This window comes from Ectothiorhodospira shaposhnikovii, from assembly GCF_022227765.1.
In the GTDB taxonomy this organism is placed as follows: domain Bacteria; phylum Pseudomonadota; class Gammaproteobacteria; order Ectothiorhodospirales; family Ectothiorhodospiraceae; genus Ectothiorhodospira.
In genome coordinates, this window is the sequence record NZ_JAJMLZ010000005.1 from 241,065 (window position 1) to 265,732 (window position 24,668).

Genomic DNA, 24,668 nt, shown 5'->3' on the forward strand with positions numbered 1-24,668 from the left:
GCCTCATTCCCGCCACGGGTTCAGGGGTGCCGTCGCCCGCGTATTCGCGGGGCAGGCTAGATGCCGAATTCTTCCCGATAGGCCTGCACGGCGGCACGATGCTGCGCCATGTCCGGCAGGTCCTCCAGAAAGACGATCAGGTCCGATAGGGACGCAATGGCATGGACCTGCAGACCGTAATCCCGTTCCACTTCTTGAATGGCGGACAGCTCGCCGCGCCCCCGTTCCTGTCGATCCAGTGCGATCAGCACGCCGGCCGGTTCCGCGCCGGCGGCCTTGATGATCTCCACGGATTCACGGATGGCGGTGCCCGCGGTGATCACATCGTCCACGATCATGACCCGCCCGGACAGGGGGGCGCCCACCAGGGTGCCGCCTTCGCCGTGGTCCTTGGCTTCCTTGCGATTGAAGCAGAAGGGGTAGTCGCGGTCGTGCTCCTGGGCCAGGGCCACCGCGGTGGCGGCCACCAGGGGGATGCCCTTGTAGGCGGGGCCGAAGAGCATGTCCACCCGGGCGTTCGATTCCACCAGGGTACGGGCATAGAAGGCACCCAGGCGGGCCAGGTCCCGGCCGGTGTTGAACAGGCCGGCATTGAAGAAATAGGGGCTGGTACGGCCGGATTTGAGGGTGAAGGAACCAAAGCGCAGGACGCCGCGTTCCAGACAAAACTGAAGGAATTGGGTGCGATAGGTATTCATGATTGAGAAATTACAATGTCCTGTGGGAGGGCACAAGCCGGGCTGGACGCCCCCTGTCGGTGGGCTGTGTTAAGTTGTCGGATTGTACCCGGACCCCGTGAACACTGCCCTGTCGATCCGATGCGAATCATCACGCTCAACGCCAACGGCATTCGTGCCGCCGCCCGTAAGGGCTTTTATGCATGGCTCAAGGCCCAGGACGCGGACGTGGTCTGCCTTCAGGAGACCAAGGCCCAGATCCATCAACTGACCGACGAGGCCTTTCATCCCGCCGGCTATTTCACCTGTTACCTGGATGCCCGGAAAAAGGGTTACAGCGGGGTGGCCCTGTATGCCCGGCGCAAGCCCGATGAAGTCGTCATGGGGATGAATTCCGAGGAGTTCGACCCCGAAGGCCGCTATATCGAGGCGCGTTTCGGTGATTTGTGTGTTGCGTCCGTGTATGTGCCCTCCGGGTCTTCCGGCGAACTTCGCCAGGCGGCCAAGTACCGTTTCATGGACACCTTCATGGCGCAGTTGCGGCAGAAACAGGCCAATGATCGCGAATACATCCTGTGCGGGGACTGGAACATCGCCCACAAGCCCATCGACCTGCGCAACTGGAGGAGCAACCAGAAGCACTCCGGTTTCCTGCCCGAGGAGCGGGCCTGGCTGGATGTGCTATTTAATGAAGTGGGCTGGGTGGATACCTTCCGACGGTTGAATCAGGCGCCGGAACAGTACACCTGGTGGGCCAACCGGGGGCAGGCCTGGGCGAAGAACGTGGGGTGGCGTCTGGATTACCAGATTGCCACGCCGGGCGTGGCGGCGACGGCTCGTGGGGTGAGCATCTACAAGGATGAACGGTTCTCGGATCATGCCCCGGTCATCACCGACTACGACTGGCCGTTCCCATAGGGATATCCCGGGCAGGTCATTCCCGCGCAGACGGGAATCCAGGCAAGGGCCGGCATTCTGGGCTTCCGCATCCCAGGTGAACGCGGTGCCAAGGCCGGTCTTGCTGGCTATTTTTTAACCAGTTCGCATTATGTCAAAGGTTCGTGTTAGCGTAAAAAAAGGCTGCGGAAGGTCTGCTTTCCGCTGAATTCCGGCGATCCAGCCCACGAAGGGAGGTTACATGACCGAACAGAGTGCGTCTCCAGCCCGTGCTCCACGCATCCTGATGAACCCGCCGGTGTTCATCACCTCCGCGGTACTCACCCTGGTCTTCGTGCTGTTTGCCGCCATCTTCACCGAGACGGCGGGCACCGTCTTCAGTGCCGTGCAAGGCTGGATCTCCGATTCCGCCGGCTGGTTCTATGTGCTGGCGGTGGCTGGATTCGTGGTCTTCATGGTCGGAGTAGCGGTGTCCAGTTATGGCAACATCAAGCTGGGTCCGGATCACAGTCAGCCCGACTACAGCTATGCCTCCTGGTTCGCCATGCTGTTCTCCGCCGGCATGGGCATCGGCCTCATGTTCTTCGGCGTGGCCGAGCCGGTCATGCATTACGTCAGTCCGCCGGTGGGCGATCCGGAGACCGTCGAGGCCGCCCGCCAGTCCATGCGCATCACCTTCTTCCACTGGGGGGTTCATGCCTGGGCCATCTATGCCGTGGTGGCCCTGTCCCTGGCCTACTTCGCCTTCCGACACGACCTGCCGCTGACCATCCGCTCCTCCCTGTATCCGTTGATCGGTGACCGCATCCACGGCGGCATCGGCCACACGGTGGATACCTTTGCCGTGCTGGGCACCATCTTCGGCGTCGCCACCTCCCTGGGGTTCGGCGTCATGCAGATCAACTCCGGCCTGAACTACCTGTTCGATATTCCCAATGCCCTCTCGGTGCAGATCATCCTGATCGTGGTCATCACCGCCATCGCCACCCTGTCCGTGGCCCTGGGGCTGGATGGCGGCATCCGCCGGATCTCGGTGCTGAACATGATCCTGGCCGCGGGCCTGCTGGCCTTCGTGCTGGTGGCCGGCCCCACCGTCTATCTGCTGCAGACCCTGGTGCAGAACACGGGGAATTACGTCTCCAACCTGTTCTACATGACTTTCAATCTGTATGCCTACGAGCCCACCTCGTGGATCGGCGGCTGGACCCTGTTCTACTGGGGTTGGTGGATTGCCTGGGCGCCCTTCGTGGGCATGTTCATCGCCCGGGTTTCCCGGGGCCGCACCATCCGTGAATTCACCTTCGGTGTGTTGCTGGTGCCGGTGGGCTTCACCATCATGTGGATGACCTTCTTCGGCAATACCGCCCTGCACATGATCATGGTGCAGGGCATCACCGAGCTGTCGGACGCGGTGGCGGCGGATACCTCGGTGGCCCTGTTCCAGTTCTTCGAGCATCTGCCCCTGTCCTCCATCATGGCCCTGGTGGCGACCCTGCTGGTGGTGACCTTCTTTGTCACTTCATCGGACTCCGGTTCCCTGGTGGTGGACATCCTCACCTCCGGCGGCAAGGAGGAATCCCCCACCTGGCAGCGCATCTTCTGGGCCGTGATCGAGGGCATCGTGGCGGCGGCCTTGCTCATCGCCGGCGGCCTTGCGGCCCTGCAGACCGCCACCATCGCCAGTGCCCTGCCGTTCGCCATCATCATGTGCTTCATGTGTTGGGGGCTGCTCAGGGCCCTGCGCATCGACACCATGAAACGGATCAGCCTGCGCGAGGCGCGGGTGGCCCCCATCGGCCCCCATGCCCCGGTGAGCTGGCAGCATCGCCTGCGGACCATTGTCCATCAGCCCCGGCGTAACGAGGTCCTGCGCTATATCCAGGAGGCCGTGAAGCCGGCACTGGAAGCGGTGGCCGAGGAGCTGCGCAAGCAGAACCTGGATGCCCACACCGGCGTGGGCGAGGACGGCCGCTGCTGGGTGGAAGTCCGTCACGGCGAGGAGATCGATTTCTTCTATTCCGTGCGGCCCCGCGCCTATGAACCGCCCACCTTCGTCATGCGCGACACCCGCAGCCAGCGTGCCGAGGCGCTCAAGTACTTCCATGCGGAAGTGCATCTGAGCGAGGGCGGCCAGGACTACGACGTCATGGGCTGGAGCAAGGACGCCATCATCAATGATGTGCTGGAGCACTACGAGCGTCACATGCACTTCCTGAGTGCCGTACGCTGATCCCTCGATGGACCGGGGGCCGTGGATCAAGCGATCCCCGGCCCCTTTCCTTTTTACCCGTCGTCAGACACTGACACCGACCCGCCCCTTCCGGGGTGAAGACAGGACAGTAGCCTTGCAACAACCGAAAATCGCAGTCAAAAACCTCACCAAGGTCTTCGGCGACCCGCCGGCACCGGCCTTGAAACTCATGGAGGAGGGACATGACCGCAAGGAGATCCAGCAACGTACCGGACTTACCCTGGGTATTGCCGACGTCAGTTTTGATGTGGCGCAAGGGGAGATCCTGGTGGTCATGGGTCTGAGCGGATGCGGCAAATCCACTTTGATCCGCTGTCTCAACCGTCTGATCGAGCCGACGGCCGGGCAGGTGCTGATCGATGGGGAAGACATCACCGGATTGAGCAACAAGGACCTGCTCGCCCTGCGGCGCCGCAAGTTCGGCATGGTGTTCCAGAATTTCGCCCTGTTCCCCCACCGCACCATCCTGCAGAACACGGCCTTCGGGCTGGAGATCTGCGGGATGGGCCAGGACGAGCGGGAGCAGCGGGCGGCCCAGGCTCTGCAATTGGTGGGCCTGGAAGGCTGGGAGCAGGCCTTTCCGTCCCAACTCTCCGGGGGCATGCAGCAGCGGGTGGGTCTGGCCCGGGCGCTGGCCGTGGACCCGGATATCCTGCTCATGGACGAGGCCTTCAGCGCGCTGGACCCGTTGATACGTCGGGACATGCAACAGGAACTGATCAATCTGCAGGCGCGGGTGAAGAAGACCATCGTGTTCATCACCCATGACCTGGACGAGGCCCTCAGGCTCGGTGATCGCATCGTGCTGATGAAGGATGGGCGGGTGGTCCAGATCGGCACGCCGGAAGAGATCCTGAGTTCCCCCGCCAGTCGTTATGTGGAGCGCTTCGTGGAGGATGTGGACAAGACCCAGATCCTCACCGCCGGCGGGATCATGCGCGATGCAAGGGTGCTGGCCCTTCCCTCGGACGGCCCTCGCACCGCCCTGCACAAGATGGAAAAGGAGAGTTTCTACAGCCTGTTCGTGGTGCGGCGGGACGGCACCCTGGAGGGGTATGTGTGGGCGGATGACATGGGCCGGGCGATCGAGCAGGGAGACAGGCAGATTGGCCCCCACATCCAGCGGGACCATCAGACGGTGGCGCCGGACGAGCCGGTCAGCACCCTGATCGCCATGCTCGCGGACAGCCGCATTCCGGTGGCGGTGGTGGACGAGGCCGGGCGCCTGCTGGGCACCATCGTCAAGAGCAACGTGCTGGCGGCCCTGGCGGCCGGTCAGTCGGATCAGGCAGTGACGGCGGCAGACGCCGCAACCGCCGCGGACAAAACCAGTGAAGCATGCTCATGAATCATGATTTTCCTTTCTTCGGCAAATTTCCCCTGTCGGATTACATCGACGACGGCCTGGACTGGCTGACCGATACCTTTTCCGGTCTGACCCGTGCCATCAGTAACGTGCTGGGCGACGGCGTGGACGGCGTGGTGATGTTGCTGAGCTTTCCACCCCCCTGGCTGGTGATCCTGGTCTTTGCCGGCATTGCCTGGCTGGCGGCGGGGCGTCGGGTGGCCATCGGCACCGCGGCCGGTCTGCTGTTTTTGTGGAACTTGCAACTCTGGCAGGCCACCATTGAGACCCTCACCCTGGTGTTGTTCGCCACGGCGGTGGCGGTGGCCATTGCGTTGCCCATCGGCATCCTGGGCGGGCTGTCGGAGCGCTTCCACCGGGCCACCATGCCGGTGCTCGACTTCATGCAGACCATGCCCGCCTTCGTCTATCTGATCCCGGCGATTCCCTTCTTCGGTCTGGGTCAGGTGTCGGCCATGTTTGCCACCGTGATCTTTTCCATGCCGCCGGCCATCCGTCTCACCATCCTGGGCATCCGTCAGGTGCCCCGGGAGCTGGTGGAGGCCGCGGATGCCTTTGGCGCCAGCCGGCGGCAGAAACTGTTCAAGGTCCAGCTGCCGCTGGCGGTGCCCACCATCATGGCGGGCATCAACCAGACCATCATGTTGGCCCTGTCCATGGTGGTGATCGCCGCCATGATCGGCGCCGGAGGCCTGGGGGGCGAGGTCTGGCGGGCGATCCAGCGTCTACAGCCGGGCAACGGTTTCGAGGCCGGCATTGCCATCGTGATCCTGGCGATGATCCTGGACCGGGTGACCCAGCGCATTGGCCGGAAACGCGGATCGTAACCGGGTAGGTCATTCCCGCGAAAGCGGGAATCCGGTGGGGGCTCGGCGCCTGGGCTCCCGCTTTCGCGGGAGTGACGACTTGAGGGTATCGGGAGTGACGACCAAAGGGTGTCGGGAGTGACAATCGGGGGCATCAGCCGTAACGGCTTGGAAGTATTGGGAATGACCACCCCGGGTATCGGGAGTGACGGTTGGGGGTGGTTGGAAGTGACGGCAGGAGGCTTTTTGAGAACTTTCTGAGTATCCATGCAATTCTTCGGAGGAAAATGATGACTTCAATGACAAGGCCGGGAATCCCGGTGATCGCCAGTCTGATCCTGGCGGCAACTCTGGTATTTGCCCCTCTGTCGGCCCTGGCGGGCGACAAGGGACGGATCAACATCCCCTATGTGGAGTGGGCCAGTGAAGTGGCCAGTACCAACGTGATCCGGGTGGTGCTGGAAGAGGCCGGCTACGACGTGCGGCTGACGTCCGTCAGCGCCGCGGCCATGTGGCAGTCCGTCGGCACCGGTGACCAGGATGCCTTCGTGGCCGCCTGGCTGCCCACCACCCATGAGCATTATCTGGAGCGGGTCAGGGACCGGGTGGAAGACCTGGGGCCCAACCTGGTGGGTACCCGTATCGGTCTGATGGTCCCCACCTATGTGGAAATTGACTCCATTGAGGAGCTTAATGACCACGCCCGCCGTTTTGACCGTCGCATCATCGGCATCGACCCCGGTGCGGGCCTGATGAGCAGCACCGAGCGGGTGATCGACGAATACGGCCTGAGACTGCGCCTGATCGAAGGTTCCGATGCCACCATGACCGGCGTGCTGGCCAATGCCGTCCGCAACAATGACTGGGTGGTGGTCACCGGTTGGACGCCTCACTGGAAGGAAAGCCGCTGGGAGCTGAAATATCTGGACGACCCCAAGGGTATCTATGGCGGCGAGGAAGCCATTCACACCATCGTGCGTGCCGGCCTGAAGGACGACATGCCCGAGGCCTACGCCATCCTCGACAACTTCAACTGGACGCCCGCCCACATGGCCGAGTTGATGATGATGAACGAGGAAGGGGGAGATCCCTACGAGAACGCCAGGCGCTGGGTCGAACAGAACCGGGACCTGGTGGACACCTGGTTGCCCTGAGTGTTCCGGGTGGCGGGTTGCCGGGGTGTTTCCGGCTCCCCGCCGCCGGCTCATCAATCGATATCACCGATGTATCTGACTGGAAAAACCGACTTATGAACAGAAAGACCCTGATTGCCTCTTCCGTCGCCGCTGCCCTGGCCGTGCCCGCCATGGCTCAGGCCGGTGAACTCAACTTTGATTTCTACGGCTCCGCCCGAGTGCAGGTGGAGTCCGTGCGTCCCGATAACCGGGAGCATCTGGACTCCTATACCGGCGTGCGGGATGCCTATTCCAACATCGGTTTCAACGCGGACTATCCCCTGATGGAAGGCCTGACCCTGATCGGTCAGCTGGAACTGCCCCTGGATCTGGCCAACAAGGCCGTTCAGGACCCGTGGGACCAGGAGCAGGATGTGCGCGTGGCCCAGATCGGTGTCCAGGGCGAGATGGGGACCTTCCTGTACGGCCAGATGTGGTTGCCCTACTACAATGCCATCGCCGCCCCGGTGGACATGTTCAGCACCTACTACAGCGGGTTTGCCACCTATACGGCATTTCGTCGCGGCGACACCATCAGCTACTACAGCCCGGACATGAATGGCCTGTCCTTCGCCTTCGCCTGGAGTGAGGACAACGGTGCCGACGGGGATAACCGGGTTCAGCTGACCGGTAGCTACAGCTTCGGCGACACCACCCTGTCCATCGGCATGGATGAGCTCAATGGAAATGACAATACTCGAATCATGGGTGTTTCTGCCGCTCATGCCATCGGTAATCTGTATCTGGCAGGCAAGTTCGAGCGTATCAGCAGCGATGATGATGCGACTGACGGGAACAATGCCGTCAATGTCTATGCCGGCTATACCCTGGGCAAGAACACCTTCAAGCTGATGGTGGCCGAGGTGGAAGGGTACGGCGATAGCATCGTTCATGTGGGGATCGACCATCAATTCACTCCCAGCCTGAAGTTCTTCGCCGAGTACTATTTCGAGCAGGAAACCGCCGCGATCACCGAGAAGCGGGGTGGACTGCAGCAGCCTTATGACAGCAGCCAGGATACCCTGGGCGATGTTCGTGGCGGCCAGGTCTTCGCCGCTGGCATGCGTTTCGACTTCTGATTGACCCTTTCGTCGGCGGGCCGGCTCCCAAGGGGGTGGCCCGCCGCTTCCCGGCCGTGCTTTTGCGCTGCAATACCTTTACCCCGCTGCCTCCCTTTCACTATCCTGTGCGCAACACCACCACAGGCCCTCGGGGCACCATCCACCATGGCCCATATTCTCGGCATCGGCGTCGCCACCCTGGACATCATCAACATCGTTGACCACTATCCGGTGGAGGACGAGGAGATCCGCGCCCGGGAACAGCGCGCCTCTCCCGGCGGCAATACCGCCAACAGCCTGTATGTGCTGCAGCAACTGGGGCACCAGTGCGACCTGGCCGCCGTGGTGGCCGATGATCCGGACGGCGAACATCTGCTGTCCCTGCTGGCGGAGCGGGGGATCAACGTGGAAACCTGTCGCCGGCGCACCGGGCGCACCCCCTGTTCCTACATCACCCTCAATGCCGCCAACGGTTCCCGCACCATCGTCCACTACCGCAACCTGCCGGAACTGGACGCCCCTCATGTGGCCAAGCTGAACCTGGACAAGTATCAATGGGTGCACGTGCAGGCCCGGGATACCCACACCACCAGCCGCATGCTCCAGGCCCTGCGCAGCCAGCAGAAATCCCATCAGCCCATCTCCCTGGAGGTGGAAAAGGACCGGGACGGGGTGGACATGCTGTTCGGGCAACCGGATGTGATCATCTTTTCCCGCCCCTTCGTGCTCGGGCGGGGCTACGAGGAGCCGGAACCGTTCCTGCGCAGCGTGCACAAGCGCGTGCCCGGCGCCGTGCTGATCTGCACCTGGGGCGAGGAGGGCTCCTGGGCCTGGGCCAGTCGGGATGGCCTGTTCCATGCCCCGGCCTGGCGCCCACCCCGGGTGGTGGACACCCTGGGGGCCGGGGACGTGTTCAATGCCGGCCTGATCCATGCCCTGGCCACGGGCAGTTCCGTGCCCGATGCCCTGGCCACGGCCACCCGTCTGGCGGGTTACAAGGTGGGACGGCAGGGACTGGACGGGCTGGATGCCGCGCTGGTGGTGCCCGAGGAGGACTGATCCGCGCTACACTATCAGGATTTTCCCCACTTCCGGCCCGGCTCTTGACTATGCAATACCAGGCACAATACGACGTCATCGTCGTGGGCGGCGGCCACGCCGGCACCGAGGCCGCCCTGGCGGCGGCCCGCATGGGCAGCAGGACCCTGCTCCTGACCCATAACATCGACACCATCGGCCAGATGAGCTGCAATCCCGCCATCGGCGGCATCGGCAAGGGCCATCTGGTCAAGGAGATCGACGCCCTGGGCGGCCTCATGGCCCGCGCCGCCGATCTGGGCGGCATCCAGTTCCGCACCCTCAACAGCCGCAAGGGGCCTGCCGTGCGCGCCACCCGCGCCCAGGCGGACCGTGCCCTCTATAAGGCCGCCGTGCGCCGGGCGGTGGAAAACCAGCCGGGCCTGTCGCTGTTCCAGCAGGCGGTGGACGATCTGATCGTGGCGGGGGACCGGGTCACCGGGGTCGTCACCCAGGCCGGTCTGCGCTTTGATGCCCCTTGCGTGGTGCTGACCGTGGGCACCTTCCTGGGTGGTCTCATCCATGTGGGCGAGGCCAACTACGCCGGTGGTCGCGCCGGTGATCCGCCGGCCATCCGCCTGGCCCAGCGGTTGCGGGAGCTGCCCTTGCGGGTCGGACGTCTGAAGACCGGCACGCCGCCCCGCATCGATGCCCGCAGCATCCATTATTCCCGCCTGACCGAGCAGCCCGGGGATACCCCCGTGCCGGTGTTCTCCTTCCTGGGGCAGCCTTCCGATCATCCGCCCCAGGTGAGCTGTCACATCACCTGGACCACCCCCCGCACCCTGGAGGTGATCCGCGCCAACCTGCACCGGTCTCCCATGTACAGCGGCGTGATCGAAGGGGTGGGGCCGCGCTACTGCCCCTCCATCGAGGACAAGGTGGTGCGCTTTGCCGACAAGGAACGCCACCAGATCTTCATCGAGCCGGAAGGGCTCGACACCCATGAGGTGTACCCCAACGGTATCTCCACCAGCCTGCCCTTCGACGTGCAGGTGGATGTGGTGCGTTCCATCGAGGGCTTCGAGCAGGCCCACATCACCCGTCCCGGCTACGCCATCGAATACGACTTCTTCGACCCCCGGGACCTGCGCCCCAGCCTGGAGACCCGACCGCTGCAGGGTCTGTTCTTCGCCGGTCAGATCAACGGTACCACCGGCTATGAGGAGGCCGCGGCCCAGGGGCTGGTGGCAGGCATCAATGCCGCCCTGCGGGTGCGGGAGCGGGAGCCCTGGCATCCGCGCCGGGAAACCTCCTACATGGGTGTGATGATCGATGATCTCATCACCCGGGGCACCCGGGAGCCCTACCGCATGTTCACCAGCCGGGCCGAGTACCGTCTCACCCTGCGGGAAGACAATGCCGATCTGCGCCTCACCCCCGTGGGCCGCGAACTGGGCGTGGTGGATGATGCACGCTGGGCGGCCTTCGAGCGCAAGCGGGAGGCCATCGAGCAGGAGTCTCGGCGATTGGGGGTCACGGTCATGCGCCCGGGGGATGTGTTGCCGGAGGACGGCGAGCGCCTGTTCGGCGGCCCCCTGAGTCGGGAGTATTCCCTGATGGACCTGCTGCGGCGCCCCGGGGTGGCCTATGAGGACCTGATGTCCCTGCCCGGTGCCGGGCCGGCCGTGACGGATGTCCGGGTGGCGGAACAGGTGGAAATTCAGGCCAAGTACGCCGGCTATATCCAGCGCCAGAAGGACGAGGTGGACCGGACCCGGCGCCTGGAAGACACGGCGCTGCCCGATGATCTGGACTACGGCGCCGTCAGCGGCCTGTCCCACGAGGTACGCCAGAAGCTGGCGGATCATCGCCCCCATACCGTGGGTCAGGCCTCCCGCATTCCCGGCGTGACCCCCGCCGCCGTCTCCCTGCTGCTGGTGCACCTGAAGAAGCAGGCCCAGGGCCTGAAGCGCAGTGCCTGATTCCCGGATATCCGACGCCATGTCCCATGCCCTGACGCCCGCCGCGGACGAGTTGCTTCGTCGCGGCCTGAGCGAGCTGTCCCTGTCCCCGACCCTGGTCGATCCCCTGGCGCGCTATCTGCGCCTGATGGAGCGCTGGAACCGGGCCTACAACCTCACCGCGGTGCGGGATTTCGAGGACATGGTCCGACTGCATCTGCTGGACAGTCTGGCGGTCCTGCCCTGGGTGCGGGGGCCGCGCATCGCCGATATCGGCACCGGCCCCGGCCTGCCGGGGATTCCCCTGGCCCTGGCCTGTCCCGACTGGCAGCTGGTGTTGCTGGACTCCGGCGGCAAGAAGGCCCGCTTCCTGCGCCAGGCAGTGATGGAGCTGGGGATTGCCAATGTCGTCGTGGTGCAGGACCGGGTGGAAAACTATCGCCCCGACGGGGGCTTTGATACAGTCATCAGCCGTGCCTTCGCCGCCACCACCACCTTCACCCGTCTGGCCGGGCATCTGTGCGCTCCCACGGGCCGGTTGCTGGCCATGAAGGGCCGGGACGCGGATGATGATTCCGAGGCGTTGCCCGATGGCTGGCGGGTGGTGGCCACCCATTCGCTCCGGGTGCCGGGCCTTGAGGCCGTGCGGCATCTCGTCGAGATCACCAAGGACTAGCACACATGGGCAGAATCATCGCCGTGGCCAACCAGAAGGGGGGGGTGGGCAAGACCACCACCAGCATCAATCTGGCCGCTTCCCTGGCCGCCACCCGGCGCCGCGTACTCCTGATCGACCTGGACCCCCAGGGCAATGCCACCATGGGCAGCGGCGCCGACAAGCACGATCTCGCCCACAGTGCCTGCGACGTGCTGATGAAGCGCGTCAGCGCCGAACAGGCCATCATGCGTCTGGAGCCGGTGGGCTACAGCCTGATGCCCGCCAACGGGGATCTGACGGTGGCGGAGGTGAGCCTGATGACGGCCCTGCGCCGGGAATATCGGCTGCAGGAAGCGCTGGCAACGATCCGGGATCAGTACGATTTCATCTTCATCGACTGCCCCCCCTCCCTGAACATGCTCACGGTGAATGCCCTGGTGGCGGCCCATGGGGTGATTATCCCCATGCAGTGCGAGTATTACGCCCTGGAGGGGTTGTCGGCCCTGGTGCAGACCATCGACAGCATTCGCGAGTCGGTCAACCACGAGTTGCACATCCACGGTCTGCTGCGCACCATGTTCGATCCGCGCAACAACCTGACCACCGAGGTGTCCGAGCAGCTCACCCGTCACTTCGGTGACAAGGTCTATCGCACCGTCATTCCCCGCAACATCCGCCTGGCCGAGGCGCCCAGTCACGGTCTGCCGGTGATTTTGTATGACAAGTCCTCCCGTGGCGCCCTGGCCTACCTGGCGCTGGCGGGAGAGATCCTGCGCCGCGAAGGTCGCGCAGCCGCGCCCGAAGGGGCGGCCGAGGCAGTGTCCGTTTCTGGAGAGCAGTAAGTCATGGCAAAGAGAAAGACAGGGCTGGGGCGTGGTCTGGACGTCCTGCTGTCCAGCGCCGGTGCTACCGGCGCCCGGTCCGAGCCGGAGGCCCACGAAGCGGGCGGTGCCGGTCTGCGCCAGATCCCGGTGGAGCAGGTCAGCCGCGGGCGCTATCAGCCCCGGGTGAGCATGCGTCCCGAGGCCCTGGAGGCGTTGGCCGAGTCCATCCGCGCCCAGGGCGTGGTGCAGCCGGTGGTGGTGCGCCCGGTGGCCGGCGGCTATGAGCTGGTGGCGGGTGAGCGCCGCTGGCGGGCGGCGCAGATGGCCGGTCTGCGGGAGATCCCGGCGGTGGTGCGGGAGGTGCCGGATCAGGCGGCGGCGGCCATGGCCCTGATCGAAAACATCCAGCGGGAGGATCTCAATCCCCTGGAGGAGGCCAATGCCCTGCAGCGGCTGATTCACGAATTCGGCATGACCCACCAGCAGGCCGCCGAGGCGGTGGGGCGTTCCCGGGCCGGCGTCACCAACCTGCTGCGCCTGCTGGAGCTGGAGGGGCCGGTGAAGGCCCTGCTGGACGAGGGGCGCCTGGAGATGGGGCATGCTCGTGCGCTACTGGCCCTGGTCGAGGGCGAGCAGGTGACGGCGGCTCGTCAGGTGGTGGAAAAGGGCTTGTCGGTACGGGAGACGGAGCGGCTGGTGCAGGCGTTGCTGAAGAACGCAAAACAGGAGGCCGCGCCACCGCCGCCACGCAACCCGGATGTGGCGAGGCTGGAGAGCGAATTGTCCGACCGGCTGGGGGCGCGGGTGAACATTCAGTACAACACCAAGGGCAAGGGGCGCCTGGTGATCCAGTACAACAGCCTGGACGAGCTGGACGGGATTCTGGGACACATCCGCTGACATACGCCGCCACATGGGAGCATTAACAGTCACTGATGCGTTGACCCCCCGACCATGGCCTCTTATAATCCGCGGCTGCCGTCGACCGTGGGCGCCTGTCCGGCGCCGGGAAGAATGGGTGAACCTCATTATCATTAACGAGTCAGACAAGCCGTTCGCCCGGGGCGGTCATGATTAATCGGACTGCCGCATGGGTCCTCGGGTTGCAGATGACCGTGGCGATTGCCGGATGGCTGATCGCCTTCGGGCTGGCCGGACCACAGGCCGCCTGGTCTGCGTTGACGGGGGGCATGATCAGTGTTATCTCGACGGCCTATTTTGCCCTGCGCGTCTTTTCCGGCCGGAGAGGGAAGCCGGCAAAGGTCATCGTGAGAAGTTTTTATGTCGGCGAGGCGCAGAAGATCCTCCTGACCGTCATCCTGTTTGTGGTTGCAATCGTGTGGCTGAAAGTGGATTTCCTGCCCATGTTCCTGACTTACATGGCCGGTTTCATGGCTTTCTGGCTGGCGCTGCTGCCGATGCTGTCCGGTGCAAACGAGTAAAAGCGAGCGAACACCATGTCAATGGAATACGAATCTGCTGGGGATTACATCAAGCACCATCTGGGTCACCTGACGCTGGGTAATCCCGAGTCGTTCTGGTCGATCCATGTGGATACCATGCTTTTCTCCCTGCTTGCAGGCGGGGTGTTCCTCTACCTCTTCATGCAGGTGGCCAAGAGCGTCACCACCGGCGTCCCCGGCGGCCTGCAGAACTTTGTCGAAATCATCGTCGGCTTCGTGGACCAGCAGGTGAAGGACACCTTCCACGGTCGTTCCGACCTGATCGCCCCGTTGGCGCTGACCCTGTTCGTGTGGATATTCCTCATGAGCATCGTCAAGCTGCTGCCCTACGACCTGTTCCCCTACATTGCGCATGCCATCGGCATTGAATACCTGCGCATCAACCCCACGTCGGACATCAACGCCACTTTCGGCATGTCCATCGCGGTGTTCTTCCTGATCATTTTCTACAGCATCAAGATCAAGGGCGGTGTCGGCTTCGCCAAGGAGATGATGTTCCATCCCTTCGGCAAGTGGCTGCTGCCCTTCAACCTGGTCCTCAAGGTGGTCGAAGAGGTTGCCAAGCCCGTCTCCCTGTCCCTGCGACTGTTCGGGAACATGTACGCCGGCGGCCTGATCTTCAGCCTGATCGCCCTGTTGCCCTGGTACATCCAGTGGACCCTGGGGCTGTCCTGGTCCCTGTTCAAACTGCTGATCATCACCCTGCAGGCCTTCATCTTCATGGTGCTGACCATCGTCTATCTGAGCATGGCCCACGAAGACCACTGATGAATGACGTCTTCCCGGCCGGTGCATCACCGGCCGGGGTTCATTCAAACCAAGTTGTTCTTGCATTGTTTTGACCTTTCACATTTGGAGGAAGTTATGGAACTCGCACTTGCTGTCGCTAACGTTCAGGGTATGACCGCCATCGCTGTTGGCCTGATCCTGGGTATGGGTGCTCTGGGTACCGCCATCGGCTTCGGTCTGCTGGGTGGTCGTTTCCTGGAAGGCGCAGCCCGTCAGCCGGAAATGGTGCCGATGCTGCAGGTCAAGATGTTCATCGTGGCCGGTCTGCTCGACGCCGTGACCATGATCGGTGTGGGTCTGGCCCTGTTCTTCACCTTTGCAAACCCCTTCCTGGGTGCGGTGACCGGTTAAGGCACGGATCTTTTTCCGCGCATGCCATCCGTTAAACCGTCTCAAGGGGAGGTAGCAACGTGAATATCAATCTCACGCTGCTCGGCCAGATGATCACCTTCGCCATGCTGGTGTGGGTCACCATGAAGTATGTGTGGCCCCCCATCATCAAGGCGATGCAGGAGCGTCAGAAGCAGATTGCCGATGGCCTCGCCGCTGCCGAGCGTGGCAAGCATGAGCAGCAGCTTGCCGAGGAAAGAGCCAAAAAGGTTCTTCAGGAGGCCAAGCAGCAGGCCGCAGACATCGTCGCCATGGCCCAGAAGCGGGCCAACGAGATCGTGGAGTCCTCCAAGGACACCGCGCGTCAGGAAGGCGATCGCATCAAGGCGGCTGCCCAGTCCGAGATCGAGCAGGAAGTCATCCGTGCGCGCGAAGAACTGCGCAAGCAGGTGGGTACCCTGGCCATCTCCGGTGCTGAACGCATCCTGAAGAAGGAAATCGACGCCAAGGCCCACAATCAGGTGATCAAAGACCTGGTGAGCCAGATCTAGGTGAGCCGCCATGTCTGAAAACACGACGGCCGCAAGGCCTTACGCCAAGGCGGTGTTCGAAGTCGCTCGTGATGCCAGCAATCTGGCCGGCTGGTCTGACCAGCTGGCCTTCATGTCGGCAGTTGCGCACGATCCGAACATGCGTGCCTTACTCGACAGCCCCAAACTCACCCGCGAGACGATCGCCAAGGCCTTCATCGAAGTGTGCGAGGGCAAGGTGGATGACGGCGGACGCAACTTCATCCGTCTGCTGGCGGAGAATGGCCGGCTTGCGCTGCTGCCGGAGATCACCGCCCTGTTCGAGGTGATGCGTGCCGACGCCGAGAACAAGGTGGAAGCCACCGTGATCTCCGCCCAGGCGGTGGATGCGGAACAGCAGAAGTCCATCGCCGCAGCCCTGAAGAAGCGGCTCGGCAGGGAAGTGGAGCTGGTCTGCGAAGTGGACGACAGCCTCATCGGCGGCGCCATCATCCGCGCGGGAGATCTGGTCATCGATGGCTCAGTCCGTGGGCGCCTGGCGCGCCTGGCCTCCAATCTGAGCCGCTAAGAGGATTCGAAATATGCAACTCAACCCGTCTGAAATCAGTGAACTGATCAGCCAGCGCATCAAGAGCTACGAGTCCGCGGCGGAAGCACGCACCGAGGGCACCGTGGTCAGCCTGTCCGATGGTATCGTCCGCCTGCACGGTCTGGCCGATGTCATGCAGGGTGAAATGATCGAGTTCCCCGGCAACACCTTCGGCATGGCCCTGAACCTGGAGCGCGACTCCGTGGGCGCCGTGGTGCTGGGTGACTACAAGCACATCAAGGAAGGCGACACCGCCCGCTGCACCGGTCGCATCCTGGAAGTCCCGGTGGGCGAGGCCCTGCTGGGTCGCGTGGTGAACTCCCTGGGCCTGGCCATCGACGGCAAGGGCGCCATCGAGACCAAGCACAGCTCCCCCATCGAAAAGATCGCCCCGGGCGTGATCGACCGCAAGTCCGTGGACCAGCCGGTGCAGACCGGTCTGAAGGCCATCGACGCGATGGTGCCGATCGGCCGCGGTCAGCGTGAGCTGATCATCGGCGACCGCCAGACCGGCAAGACCGCCGTGGCCGTCGACGCGATCATCAACCAGAAGGGTACCGGCATCAAGTGTATCTACGTGGCAGTGGGCCAGAAGGCCTCCTCCATTGCCAACGTGGTGCGCAAGCTGGAAGAGCATGGCGCGATGGATCACACCATCATCGTCGCCGCCACCGCCTCCGACTCCGCCGCCATGCAGTACATCGCCCCCTACGCCGGTTGCGCCATGGGCGAGTACTTCCGTGACCGCGGTGAAGACGCCCTGATCATTTACGACGACCTCACCAAGCAGGCCTGGGCCTACCGTCAGGTCTCCCTGCTGCTGCGCCGTCCGCCGGGCCGTGAAGCCTATCCGGGTGACGTCTTCTACCTGCACTCCCGTCTGCTGGAGCGTGCCTCCCGTGTCAACGCCGAGTACGTGGAAGCCTTCACCAATGGCGAAGTGAAGGGCAAGACCGGCTCCCTGACCGCCCTGCCCATCATCGAAACCCAGGCGGGTGACGTGTCGGCCTTCGTGCCCACCAACGTGATCTCCATCACCGACGGCCAGATCTTCCTGGAAACCGACCTCTTCAACTCGGGTATCCGTCCGGCCATCAACGCCGGTCTGTCCGTGTCCCGTGTGGGTGGTGCGGCCCAGACCAAGATCATCAAGAAGCTGGGTGGTGGTGTGCGTCTGGCCCTGGCCCAGTATCGCGAGCTGGCTGCGTTCTCGCAGTTCGCCTCCGACCTGGACGAGGCCACCCGCAGACAGCTGGAGCGTGGCCAGCGCGTCATGGAACTCATGAAGCAGAAGCAGTATGCCCCGCTCTCCATTGCCGAGATGGCGTTCTCCCTGTATGCCGCCGAACAAGGCTACCTGGACGATGTGGAAGTGAAGAAGGTCGTGGACTTCGAACACGCCCTGCACGACTACCTGCGCTCCAGCCAGGCGGAACTGCTCGCCAAGATCAACGAGAAGGGCGACTACAGCGATGAGATCCAGGCCGGCATGAAGGCTGCCCTGGAAGACTTCAAGGCAAACCACAGCTGGTAACCGGGAGCTGACTTATGGCAGGCGCAAAAGAGATCCGCGGCCAGATCAAGAGTATCAAGAATACTCAGAAGATCACCAAGGCCATGGAGATGGTGGCCGCCAGCAAGATGCGCAAGGCGCAGGACCGCATGCTGGCGACCCGCCCCTATGCCGACAAGATCCGTCAGGTGATGGGGCACGTGGCGATGGCCCATGCCGAATACCGGCACCCCTACCTGGAGGAACGCGAGGTCAAGCGGGTGGGCATCATCGTCGTCTCCACCGATCGCGGCCTGTGCGGCGGCTTGAACATCAACCTGTTCAAGAAGACCGTGCAGACCATGACCGAATGGCGCAACAAGGGCGCGGAGATCGAGTTGTGCCTGATCGGCAACAAGGCGCTCGGATTCTTCCGGCGCCTTGGCGGCGAAGTCGTGGCCAATGTGGGCAACCTGGGCGATCGGCCTCGGTTGAATGACCTCATCGGCACCGTCAAGGTCATGCTGAATCACTACGACGAAGGTCGTATCGATCGGCTGATCCTGATGGAAAACGAGTTCGTCAACACCATGAGCCAGCAGCCCAAGGCCACCACCCTGCTGCCCATCGTGCCGACCGGCGAGCAGGAGCTCAAGCATCACTGGGATTACATCTACGAACCGGACACCGTGCCGGTGCTGGATACGCTGCTGACCCGGTACATCGAGTCGGTGATCTACCAGGCGGTGGTCGAGAACGTTGCCTGTGAGATGGCTGCCCGCATGGTGGCCATGAAGTCCGCCACCGACAACGCAGGGGATCTCATCCATGAGCTGCAGCTGGTCTACAACAAGGCCCGCCAGGCAGCCATCACCCAAGAGATCTCCGAGATCGTCGGCGGCGCCGCAGCGGTCTGAGGCCGACCCCGGTTCAAGATTTGAGAGACTAGAGGATTATCAACATGAGTGCTGGAAACATCGTTGAAATTATCGGCGCGGTGGTGGACGTTGAGTTCCCCCGTGACGCCGTGCCCAAGGTCTACGATGCCCTCATGGTGGAGGAGGTCGGCCTGACCCTGGAAGTGCAGCAGCAGCTGGGTGACGGTATCGTGCGTACCATCGCCATGGGTTCTTCCGACGGCCTGCGCCGCGGCATCAAGGTGACCAACAGCGGCAAGCCCATCTCCGTGCCCGTGGGCAAGGCCACCCTGGGCCGCATCATGGACGTGCTGGGCCAGCCGGTGGACAACGCCGGTGACGTCAAGGCCGATGAGCACTGGTCCATCCACCGCGCAGCCCCCAGCTACGAAGAGCAGGCAGGCTCCACCGAACTGCTGGAAACCGGCATCAAGGTGATCGACCTGCTGTGCCCCTTCGCCAAGGGCGGCAAGGTGGGCCTGTTCGGCGGCGCCGGCGTGGGCAAGACCGTGAACATGATGGAGCTGATCCGCAACATCGCCATCGAGCACTCCGGCTACTCCGTGTTCGCCGGCGTGGGTGAGCGTACCCGTGAAGGAAACGACTTCTACCACGAAATGAAAGACTCCAACGTGCTCGACAAGGTGGCCCTGGTGTACGGCCAGATGAACGAGCCGCCGGGCAACCGTCTGCGGGTGGCCCTGACCGGTCTGACCATGGCCGAATTCTTCCGTGACGAAGGCCGTGACGTGCTGATGTTCATCGACAACATCTACCGTTACACCCTGGCCGGTACCGAGGTGTCCGCACTGCTGGGCCGCATGCCTTCCGCCGTGGGTTACCAGCCGACGCTGGCCGAGGAAATGGGTGTGCTGCAGGAGCGCATCACCTCCACCAAGAAGGGTTCCATCACCTCCATCCAGGCCGTGTACGTGCCTGCGGACGACTTGACCGACCCCTCTCCGGCCACCACCTTTGCTCACCTGGACGCCACCGTGGTGCTGTCCCGTCAGATCGCCGAGCTGGGCATCTACCCGGCCGTGGATCCGCTGGACTCCACCAGCCGTCAGCTGGACCCGCTGGTCATCGGCCAGGAGCACTACGACACCGCCCGTGCCGTGCAGAACACCCTGCAGCGCTACAAGGAGCTCAAGGACATCATCGCCATCCTGGGCATGGACGAACTGTCCGAAGAAGACAAGCTGGTGGTGGCTCGCGCTCGCAAGATTCAGCGCTTCCTGTCCCAGCCCTTCTTCGTCGCGGAAGTGTTCACCGGCGCACCGGGCAAATACGTGTCCCTCAAGGACACCATTCACGGCTTCCAGGCCATCGTCAACGGTGAGTACGATCATCTCCCCGAGCAGGCCTTCTACATGGTGGGCAGCATCGAAGAGGCCGTCGAGAAGGCGGAGAAGCTCAACAAGTAATCGGGGGCACCCATGGCTATGACGTTTCACGTCGACATTGTGAGCGCGGAGGAGTCCATCTACTCCGGTACGGCTCACATGCTGGTGGCGCCGGCAGAACAGGGCGAGGTGGGCATCCTGCCTCGTCACTCCCAGTTCGTGGCATTGCTCAAGCCCGGCGAGATCCGGGTGAAGGTGTCCGAGTCCGGAGAAGAGCATCACATCTTCATCTCCGGTGGTCTGCTGGAAGTGCAGCCCCATGTGGTGACTGTGCTGGCGGACACGGCCATCCGTGCCAAGGACCTGGACGAGGCCGAGGCCCTGGAAGCCAAGCAGCGGGCGGAAGATGCCCTGGCCAACCGCAAGGCCGACTTCGACTATGCCAAGGCACAGTCGGAACTGATCGAGGCCGCGGCGCGCCTGCGCATGATCCAGAAGCTGCGCAAGAGCACCAACCAGTAAGCAGTACCCGGGAACACACGGTCATGCCGTCGGCATGGCCGTGTTTCCGTTTCCGCGCACAACCCAAGGCAGGACCTGCGGGTGACTATGGAAACCACCATCATCATCCTTGCCGCCGGGCAAGGGACACGCATGCGATCGGCACTGCCCAAGGTGCTGCATCCCCTGGGCGGACGCCCACTCCTTTCCCACGTGATCGAAACCGCGCTCTCACTCAGGCCCGAGCGGCTTGCGGTGGTCTATGGCCATGGCGGCGATCAGGTCCGTGAGCGACTGGCCGACGCCCCCGTCACCTGGGTGGAACAGCGGGAGCAGCGGGGTACCGGCCACGCCGTGGCCCAGGCCCTGCCGGTGGCCGGTCCCGATGACCGGGTGCTGATCCTCTACGGCGATGTCCCCCTGGTGGGTGCCGCCAGTCTGCAGGCCTTGCTGGACGGCCTGGACGACCACGCCCTGGCGGTGCAGTCCATGATCCTGCCGGATCCCACCGGCTATGGTCGCATCATCCGCGATGACCGGGGCAGGCCCCTGCGCATCGTCGAGCAGAAGGATGCCGACACCGGCGAGCAGGCCGTGAACGAGGTCAACACCGGTTTCATGGCGGCCCGTCGCGCCGCCCTGACGGGATGGCTGGACCAGCTCTCGCCGGACAACGCCCAGGGTGAGCTGTATCTCACCGACTGCATCGGTCTGGCGGTGGCCGAAGGCGCTCCGGTGACCGTGATCCCGGCCACGGATGCCGATGAGTTCATGGGCATCAACGACCGGGTGCAACTGGCGGCCATGGAACGCCTGTATCAGCGGCGCCAGGCCGAGGCCCTGATGCGCGCCGGCGTCACCGTCATGGATCCCGCCCGGCTGGACATCCGCGGCACCGTCACCGCCGCCCGGGATGTCACCCTGGACGTCAACGTGATTCTGGAAGGTCATGTGGTGCTGGGCGAGGGGGCGCATATTGGTCCTCACTGCGTGTTGACCCATGCCCACGTGGGTCCTGGTGCGGTGATCCGCGCCCACAGCGTGATCGAGGACGCCCGCATCGGCCCCGGTTGCACCATCGGTCCCTTCGCCCGTCTGCGGCCCGGCACCGAACTGGACGACGGGGTGCATGTGGGCAATTTTGTTGAGATCAAGAAGAGCCGGGTGGGGCAGGGCAGCAAGATCAACCACCTGAGCTACGTGGGAGATACCCGGGTGGGCCGCCAGGTCAACATCGGTGCCGGCACCATCACCTGCAACTACGACGGGGTGAACAAGCACCAGACGGTGATCGGCGACCACGCCTTCATCGGTTCCAACACCGCCCTGGTGGCCCCGGTCACCATCGGTGAGGGTGCCACCATCGGCGCCGGCTCCACCATCAACCAGCCGGCCCCGCCGGGCCAGCTCACCCTGACCCGTGCCCCCCAGGAAACCCGCCCGGATTGGCAGCGGCCGGTGAAGAAGCGCTGAGTAGAAAACGCCCTTCTTCCCCGAGTGGACGGTAGCCGTACACAAAAATTCGGCCACCCCGTCAAACCACCCCTCGCTCCGACCCCTCCGGCTCGGAGAGGGACCCGAAGACCAGCAGAGGGATAGACCCACCATGTGCGGAATCATCGGCGCCATCGCCCAGCGTGACGTAGAACCCATCCTGATCGAAGGCCTGCGCCGCCTGGAGTACCGCGGCTACGATTCCGCCGGTCTGGTGGTCCTGAACCCGGATGTCGGCCTGCAGCGGGAACGGGCCGTAGGCAAGGTGGAAGCCCTCGCCCAGCGCCTGGCCGGTGACGGCCTGCGCGGCACCCTGGGCATCGCCCACACCCGCTGGGCCACCCACGGCAGCCCCACCGAATACAACGCCCACCCTCACATGAGCCGTGACCACATTGCCGTGGTCCACAACGGCATCATCGAGAACTACGCCGAGATCCGCGGCGAACTCAAGGCCAAGGGCTACACCTTCACCTCGGACACCGACACCGAAGTGATCGCCCACCAGATCATGGACTACTGCCTCCAGGGGCTGGATCTGCTGGAATCGGTGCAACGGGCGGTGACCCACTTCACCGGCGCCTACGCCCTGGGCGTGATCGCCCGCGACCAGCCCGACCGCCTCATCGCCGTGCGCCAGGGCAGTCCGCTCATCATCGGCGTGGGCATCGGCGAGCACTTCATCGCCTCAGACATCCAGGCCATGCTGCCGGTGACCCAGCGTTTCATCTATCTGGAAAACGGTGATCTGGCGGAGCTGCGCCGGGATCAGGTGCGACTTTTTGATGCCGAACTGCGTCCCGTGGAACGTCCGGTCACCGAAAGCAGCCTTACCGCCGGGGCCGCCGACCGGGGCCGCTATCGGCACTTCATGCTCAAGGAGATCCACGAACAGCCCCGGGCCGTGGCCGAAACCCTGGAGGGTCGCCTGTCCGGTGACGGGGTGCTGGAAGGCATCCTGGGCCCTGACTCCGAGGCCCTGCTCAAGCGGGTGAAGTCGGTCCAGATCCTGGCCTGCGGCACCAGCTACCACGCGGGCATGGTGGCCGCCTACTGGATCGAGGGTCTGCTGGGTCTGCCCTGCCGGGTGGAAGTGGCCAGTGAATTCCGCTATCGCCGCCATGCCGTACTGCCCGACTGCCTGTTGCTGACCATCTCCCAGTCCGGCGAGACCGCCGACTCCCTGGCCGCCCTGCGGCAGGCACGGGAAGATGACTACCTGGGCTCTCTGGCCATCTGCAACGTGCCGGAAAGCTCCCTGGTGCGAGAGTCCGACATGGTCCTCATGACCCATGCCGGGCCGGAGATCGGCGTGGCCTCCACCAAGGCCTTCACCACCCAGCTGGTGGCCTTGTTCCTGCTGGTCCTGGCCCTGGGCCGTCATCACGGCCTCGATGCCGCTCGCATCCGGCATTTCGTGGAACAGCTCCGCGCCCTGCCGGCGGTGATGGAAAAGGTGCTTCATCTGGACGCGCCCATCGAACGCCTGGCCATGAGTCTGGTGGAAAAGCAGCACGCCCTGTTCCTGGGGCGGGGCTGCCACTACCCCATTGCCCTGGAAGGGGCCCTCAAGCTCAAGGAAATCTCCTACATCCACGCCGAGGCCTATCCCGCCGGCGAACTCAAGCATGGCCCCCTGGCCCTGGTGGACGCGGACATGCCCGTGGTGGTGGTCGCCCCCAACAACCCCCTGCTGGAAAAGCTCAAGTCCAACCTGGAAGAAGTCCGGGCCAGGGGTGGGCATCTGCTGGTCTTCACCGACGACGTGGAAGCCCTGGGTCACGACGGCGCCATCCAGAGCCTGGCGGTGCCGCCGGTGGACGACTGGCTTTCCCCCATCATCCACACCATCCCCCTGCAACTGCTGGCCTATCACACCGCCGTGCTCAAGGGCACCGACGTGGACCAGCCCCGTAACCTGGCCAAGTCAGTCACGGTGGAGTAGGGGGCGGCGTCTTCGGTAACAGCCCCCTGACGTCAATCCCATGCCGCGTCCCTTGCCTGTTCAGCCTTCCGACGGTGTCAGCCGGAAGGCTTCGTGGCAGGCGATACAGACTTCCTGGGCGCCGTGCAGGCGCTGCAGGATGCGGGTGCCGTCCGCGCCCTGACGGGCATCTTCCGCGATCTGCATGAACTCCTGACGCATCTGGCGCATCATGCTCCCCCAGTGGGGCGGCATCACCGCCTGCATCCTCTCGGGCCGGGTTCGGCCCGTATGGTCCCGGGTGAGTTCCACATCGTGGGCCTCCGGGTCCCTCATCCTCATGGGCAGGGTCAGGCGGGCCATCTCCACCACCTTGTCCATGTCCTCGTCCAGCACGCCCCGCAGCACGCCGTTGGAGGCCTGCAGAAACTCCCGCATGTGTTCCAGCAGATGATCCCGATCCGCCGGCGGCAGGATGATTTCCTGGCGGGTGTCCGACCAGGCCGTCCCGGCCTGGAGCAGCAGCGCCAGCAAGACGGTGGTCGCCGCGCCCTTCAGGCGAGGGCGCGGGATGCGGGGATGGCGTGTATCCGGCAT

The 24,668-nt window shown here is 63.9% G+C and carries 24 protein-coding genes; 22 read left to right on the forward strand and 2 right to left on the reverse strand.

Annotated features, from left to right (window positions below):
• Positions 1-56: 56 nt before the first annotated feature.
• Positions 57-698 (reverse strand): orotate phosphoribosyltransferase, encoded by a 642-nt coding sequence (gene pyrE / locus LQD11_RS08850; protein WP_238617215.1) that lies wholly within the window; start codon positions 696-698, stop codon positions 57-59.
• A gap of 120 nt (positions 699-818) precedes the next feature.
• On the opposite strand from pyrE, the gene LQD11_RS08855 reads away from it, so the two are divergent.
• The 22 genes from LQD11_RS08855 to glmS all read left to right on the forward strand — a co-directional run bounded on the left by LQD11_RS08855 (position 819) and on the right by glmS (position 24,092).
• A complete protein-coding gene (locus LQD11_RS08855; RefSeq protein ID WP_238617216.1) occupies positions 819-1,595 on the forward strand; it encodes an exodeoxyribonuclease III in 777 nt (258 codons plus the stop codon).
• Between the two features lie 220 nt (positions 1,596-1,815).
• A complete protein-coding gene (locus tag LQD11_RS08860) occupies positions 1,816-3,804 on the forward strand; it encodes a BCCT family transporter (RefSeq protein ID WP_238617217.1) in 1,989 nt (662 codons plus the stop codon).
• 190 nt (positions 3,805-3,994) lie between these two features.
• Positions 3,995-5,173 (forward strand): quaternary amine ABC transporter ATP-binding protein, encoded by a 1,179-nt coding sequence (locus LQD11_RS08865; RefSeq protein WP_238617251.1) that lies wholly within the window; start codon positions 3,995-3,997, stop codon positions 5,171-5,173.
• Positions 5,170-6,018: an ABC transporter permease gene (locus tag LQD11_RS08870; RefSeq protein ID WP_238617218.1), complete on the forward strand. Its 849-nt coding sequence runs from the start codon at positions 5,170-5,172 to the stop codon at positions 6,016-6,018. The genes LQD11_RS08865 and LQD11_RS08870 overlap by 4 nt, the downstream gene beginning before the upstream one ends.
• A 278-nt stretch (positions 6,019-6,296) precedes the next feature.
• Complete coding sequence (locus LQD11_RS08875; protein ID WP_238617219.1) at positions 6,297-7,151, forward strand: glycine betaine ABC transporter substrate-binding protein; 855 nt, start codon at positions 6,297-6,299, stop codon at positions 7,149-7,151.
• A 95-nt stretch (positions 7,152-7,246) separates the two neighbouring features.
• Positions 7,247-8,251 (forward strand): porin, encoded by a 1,005-nt coding sequence (locus tag LQD11_RS08880; RefSeq protein ID WP_238617220.1) that lies wholly within the window; start codon positions 7,247-7,249, stop codon positions 8,249-8,251.
• 147 nt (positions 8,252-8,398) lie between these two features.
• Positions 8,399-9,292, forward strand: coding sequence for a PfkB family carbohydrate kinase (locus LQD11_RS08885; protein ID WP_238617221.1), 894 nt, complete (start codon positions 8,399-8,401; stop codon positions 9,290-9,292).
• A 50-nt stretch (positions 9,293-9,342) separates the two neighbouring features.
• Positions 9,343-11,235 carry a tRNA uridine-5-carboxymethylaminomethyl(34) synthesis enzyme MnmG gene (gene mnmG, locus LQD11_RS08890; protein ID WP_238617222.1) on the forward strand — a complete coding sequence of 631 codons (1,893 nt, stop codon included), beginning with the start codon at positions 9,343-9,345 and terminating at the stop codon, positions 11,233-11,235.
• A gap of 31 nt (positions 11,236-11,266) precedes the next feature.
• A complete protein-coding gene (gene rsmG, locus LQD11_RS08895) occupies positions 11,267-11,890 on the forward strand; it encodes a 16S rRNA (guanine(527)-N(7))-methyltransferase RsmG (RefSeq protein WP_420828260.1) in 624 nt (207 codons plus the stop codon).
• 5 nt (positions 11,891-11,895) lie between these two features.
• Positions 11,896-12,714 (forward strand): ParA family protein, encoded by an 819-nt coding sequence (locus LQD11_RS08900; RefSeq protein ID WP_238617224.1) that lies wholly within the window; start codon positions 11,896-11,898, stop codon positions 12,712-12,714.
• Between the two features lie 3 nt (positions 12,715-12,717).
• Entirely contained in the window at positions 12,718-13,596 is an 879-nt protein-coding gene (locus tag LQD11_RS08905; protein ID WP_238617225.1) for a ParB/RepB/Spo0J family partition protein, read from the forward strand.
• A 209-nt stretch (positions 13,597-13,805) separates the two neighbouring features.
• Entirely contained in the window at positions 13,806-14,138 is a 333-nt protein-coding gene (locus LQD11_RS08910) for an ATP synthase subunit I (protein WP_238617226.1), read from the forward strand.
• Positions 14,139-14,153: 15 nt separating this feature from the next.
• Positions 14,154-14,927: a F0F1 ATP synthase subunit A gene (atpB, locus tag LQD11_RS08915; RefSeq protein ID WP_238617227.1), complete on the forward strand. Its 774-nt coding sequence runs from the start codon at positions 14,154-14,156 to the stop codon at positions 14,925-14,927.
• Positions 14,928-15,023: 96 nt separating this feature from the next.
• Positions 15,024-15,299 carry a F0F1 ATP synthase subunit C gene (atpE, locus tag LQD11_RS08920; RefSeq protein ID WP_008932344.1) on the forward strand — a complete coding sequence of 92 codons (276 nt, stop codon included), beginning with the start codon at positions 15,024-15,026 and terminating at the stop codon, positions 15,297-15,299.
• Between the two features lie 59 nt (positions 15,300-15,358).
• Positions 15,359-15,829, forward strand: coding sequence for a F0F1 ATP synthase subunit B (locus LQD11_RS08925; RefSeq protein WP_238617228.1), 471 nt, complete (start codon positions 15,359-15,361; stop codon positions 15,827-15,829).
• 10 nt (positions 15,830-15,839) lie between these two features.
• A complete protein-coding gene (locus LQD11_RS08930; RefSeq protein WP_238617229.1) occupies positions 15,840-16,376 on the forward strand; it encodes a F0F1 ATP synthase subunit delta in 537 nt (178 codons plus the stop codon).
• A gap of 13 nt (positions 16,377-16,389) precedes the next feature.
• On the forward strand, positions 16,390-17,931 hold the full coding sequence (gene atpA / locus LQD11_RS08935; RefSeq protein ID WP_238617230.1) for a F0F1 ATP synthase subunit alpha: 1,542 nt from the start codon (positions 16,390-16,392) through the stop codon (positions 17,929-17,931).
• Between the two features lie 14 nt (positions 17,932-17,945).
• Positions 17,946-18,806: a F0F1 ATP synthase subunit gamma gene (gene atpG, locus LQD11_RS08940; protein WP_008932348.1), complete on the forward strand. Its 861-nt coding sequence runs from the start codon at positions 17,946-17,948 to the stop codon at positions 18,804-18,806.
• Positions 18,807-18,850: 44 nt separating this feature from the next.
• Positions 18,851-20,233, forward strand: a complete 1,383-nt coding sequence (atpD, locus tag LQD11_RS08945; RefSeq protein WP_200171727.1) for a F0F1 ATP synthase subunit beta — start codon at positions 18,851-18,853, stop codon at positions 20,231-20,233.
• A 12-nt stretch (positions 20,234-20,245) separates the two neighbouring features.
• Positions 20,246-20,674, forward strand: a complete 429-nt coding sequence (locus LQD11_RS08950) for a F0F1 ATP synthase subunit epsilon (protein WP_040405602.1) — start codon at positions 20,246-20,248, stop codon at positions 20,672-20,674.
• An 87-nt stretch (positions 20,675-20,761) separates the two neighbouring features.
• Positions 20,762-22,126 carry a bifunctional UDP-N-acetylglucosamine diphosphorylase/glucosamine-1-phosphate N-acetyltransferase GlmU gene (glmU, locus tag LQD11_RS08955; RefSeq protein WP_238617252.1) on the forward strand — a complete coding sequence of 455 codons (1,365 nt, stop codon included), beginning with the start codon at positions 20,762-20,764 and terminating at the stop codon, positions 22,124-22,126.
• 133 nt (positions 22,127-22,259) lie between these two features.
• Complete coding sequence (gene glmS, locus LQD11_RS08960) at positions 22,260-24,092, forward strand: glutamine--fructose-6-phosphate transaminase (isomerizing) (RefSeq protein ID WP_238617231.1); 1,833 nt, start codon at positions 22,260-22,262, stop codon at positions 24,090-24,092.
• Between the two features lie 60 nt (positions 24,093-24,152).
• Here glmS and LQD11_RS08965 read toward each other — a convergent pair whose 3' ends face one another.
• Positions 24,153-24,668 (reverse strand): hypothetical protein, encoded by a 516-nt coding sequence (locus LQD11_RS08965; RefSeq protein WP_238617232.1) that lies wholly within the window; start codon positions 24,666-24,668, stop codon positions 24,153-24,155.

Coding starts and splice junctions, on each gene's coding strand:
- LQD11_RS08965 (WP_238617232.1), bottom strand. CDS start 24,668: ATGCCGGATACACGCCATCCCCGCATCCCGCGCCCTCGCCTGAAGGGC.
- atpD (WP_200171727.1), top strand. CDS start 18,851: ATGAGTGCTGGAAACATCGTTGAAATTATCGGCGCGGTGGTGGACGTT.
- glmS (WP_238617231.1), top strand. CDS start 22,260: ATGTGCGGAATCATCGGCGCCATCGCCCAGCGTGACGTAGAACCCATC.
- LQD11_RS08865 (WP_238617251.1), top strand. CDS start 3,995: ATGGAGGAGGGACATGACCGCAAGGAGATCCAGCAACGTACCGGACTT.
- LQD11_RS08855 (WP_238617216.1), top strand. CDS start 819: ATGCGAATCATCACGCTCAACGCCAACGGCATTCGTGCCGCCGCCCGT.
- LQD11_RS08860 (WP_238617217.1), top strand. CDS start 1,816: ATGACCGAACAGAGTGCGTCTCCAGCCCGTGCTCCACGCATCCTGATG.
- LQD11_RS08880 (WP_238617220.1), top strand. CDS start 7,247: ATGAACAGAAAGACCCTGATTGCCTCTTCCGTCGCCGCTGCCCTGGCC.
- glmU (WP_238617252.1), top strand. CDS start 20,762: ATGGAAACCACCATCATCATCCTTGCCGCCGGGCAAGGGACACGCATG.
- pyrE (WP_238617215.1), bottom strand. CDS start 698: ATGAATACCTATCGCACCCAATTCCTTCAGTTTTGTCTGGAACGCGGC.
- LQD11_RS08905 (WP_238617225.1), top strand. CDS start 12,718: ATGGCAAAGAGAAAGACAGGGCTGGGGCGTGGTCTGGACGTCCTGCTG.
- LQD11_RS08900 (WP_238617224.1), top strand. CDS start 11,896: ATGGGCAGAATCATCGCCGTGGCCAACCAGAAGGGGGGGGTGGGCAAG.
- LQD11_RS08910 (WP_238617226.1), top strand. CDS start 13,806: ATGACCGTGGCGATTGCCGGATGGCTGATCGCCTTCGGGCTGGCCGGA.
- atpG (WP_008932348.1), top strand. CDS start 17,946: ATGGCAGGCGCAAAAGAGATCCGCGGCCAGATCAAGAGTATCAAGAAT.
- LQD11_RS08885 (WP_238617221.1), top strand. CDS start 8,399: ATGGCCCATATTCTCGGCATCGGCGTCGCCACCCTGGACATCATCAAC.
- LQD11_RS08870 (WP_238617218.1), top strand. CDS start 5,170: ATGAATCATGATTTTCCTTTCTTCGGCAAATTTCCCCTGTCGGATTAC.
- LQD11_RS08875 (WP_238617219.1), top strand. CDS start 6,297: ATGACAAGGCCGGGAATCCCGGTGATCGCCAGTCTGATCCTGGCGGCA.
- atpA (WP_238617230.1), top strand. CDS start 16,390: ATGCAACTCAACCCGTCTGAAATCAGTGAACTGATCAGCCAGCGCATC.
- LQD11_RS08930 (WP_238617229.1), top strand. CDS start 15,840: ATGTCTGAAAACACGACGGCCGCAAGGCCTTACGCCAAGGCGGTGTTC.
- mnmG (WP_238617222.1), top strand. CDS start 9,343: ATGCAATACCAGGCACAATACGACGTCATCGTCGTGGGCGGCGGCCAC.
- atpB (WP_238617227.1), top strand. CDS start 14,154: ATGTCAATGGAATACGAATCTGCTGGGGATTACATCAAGCACCATCTG.
- LQD11_RS08950 (WP_040405602.1), top strand. CDS start 20,246: ATGGCTATGACGTTTCACGTCGACATTGTGAGCGCGGAGGAGTCCATC.
- atpE (WP_008932344.1), top strand. CDS start 15,024: ATGGAACTCGCACTTGCTGTCGCTAACGTTCAGGGTATGACCGCCATC.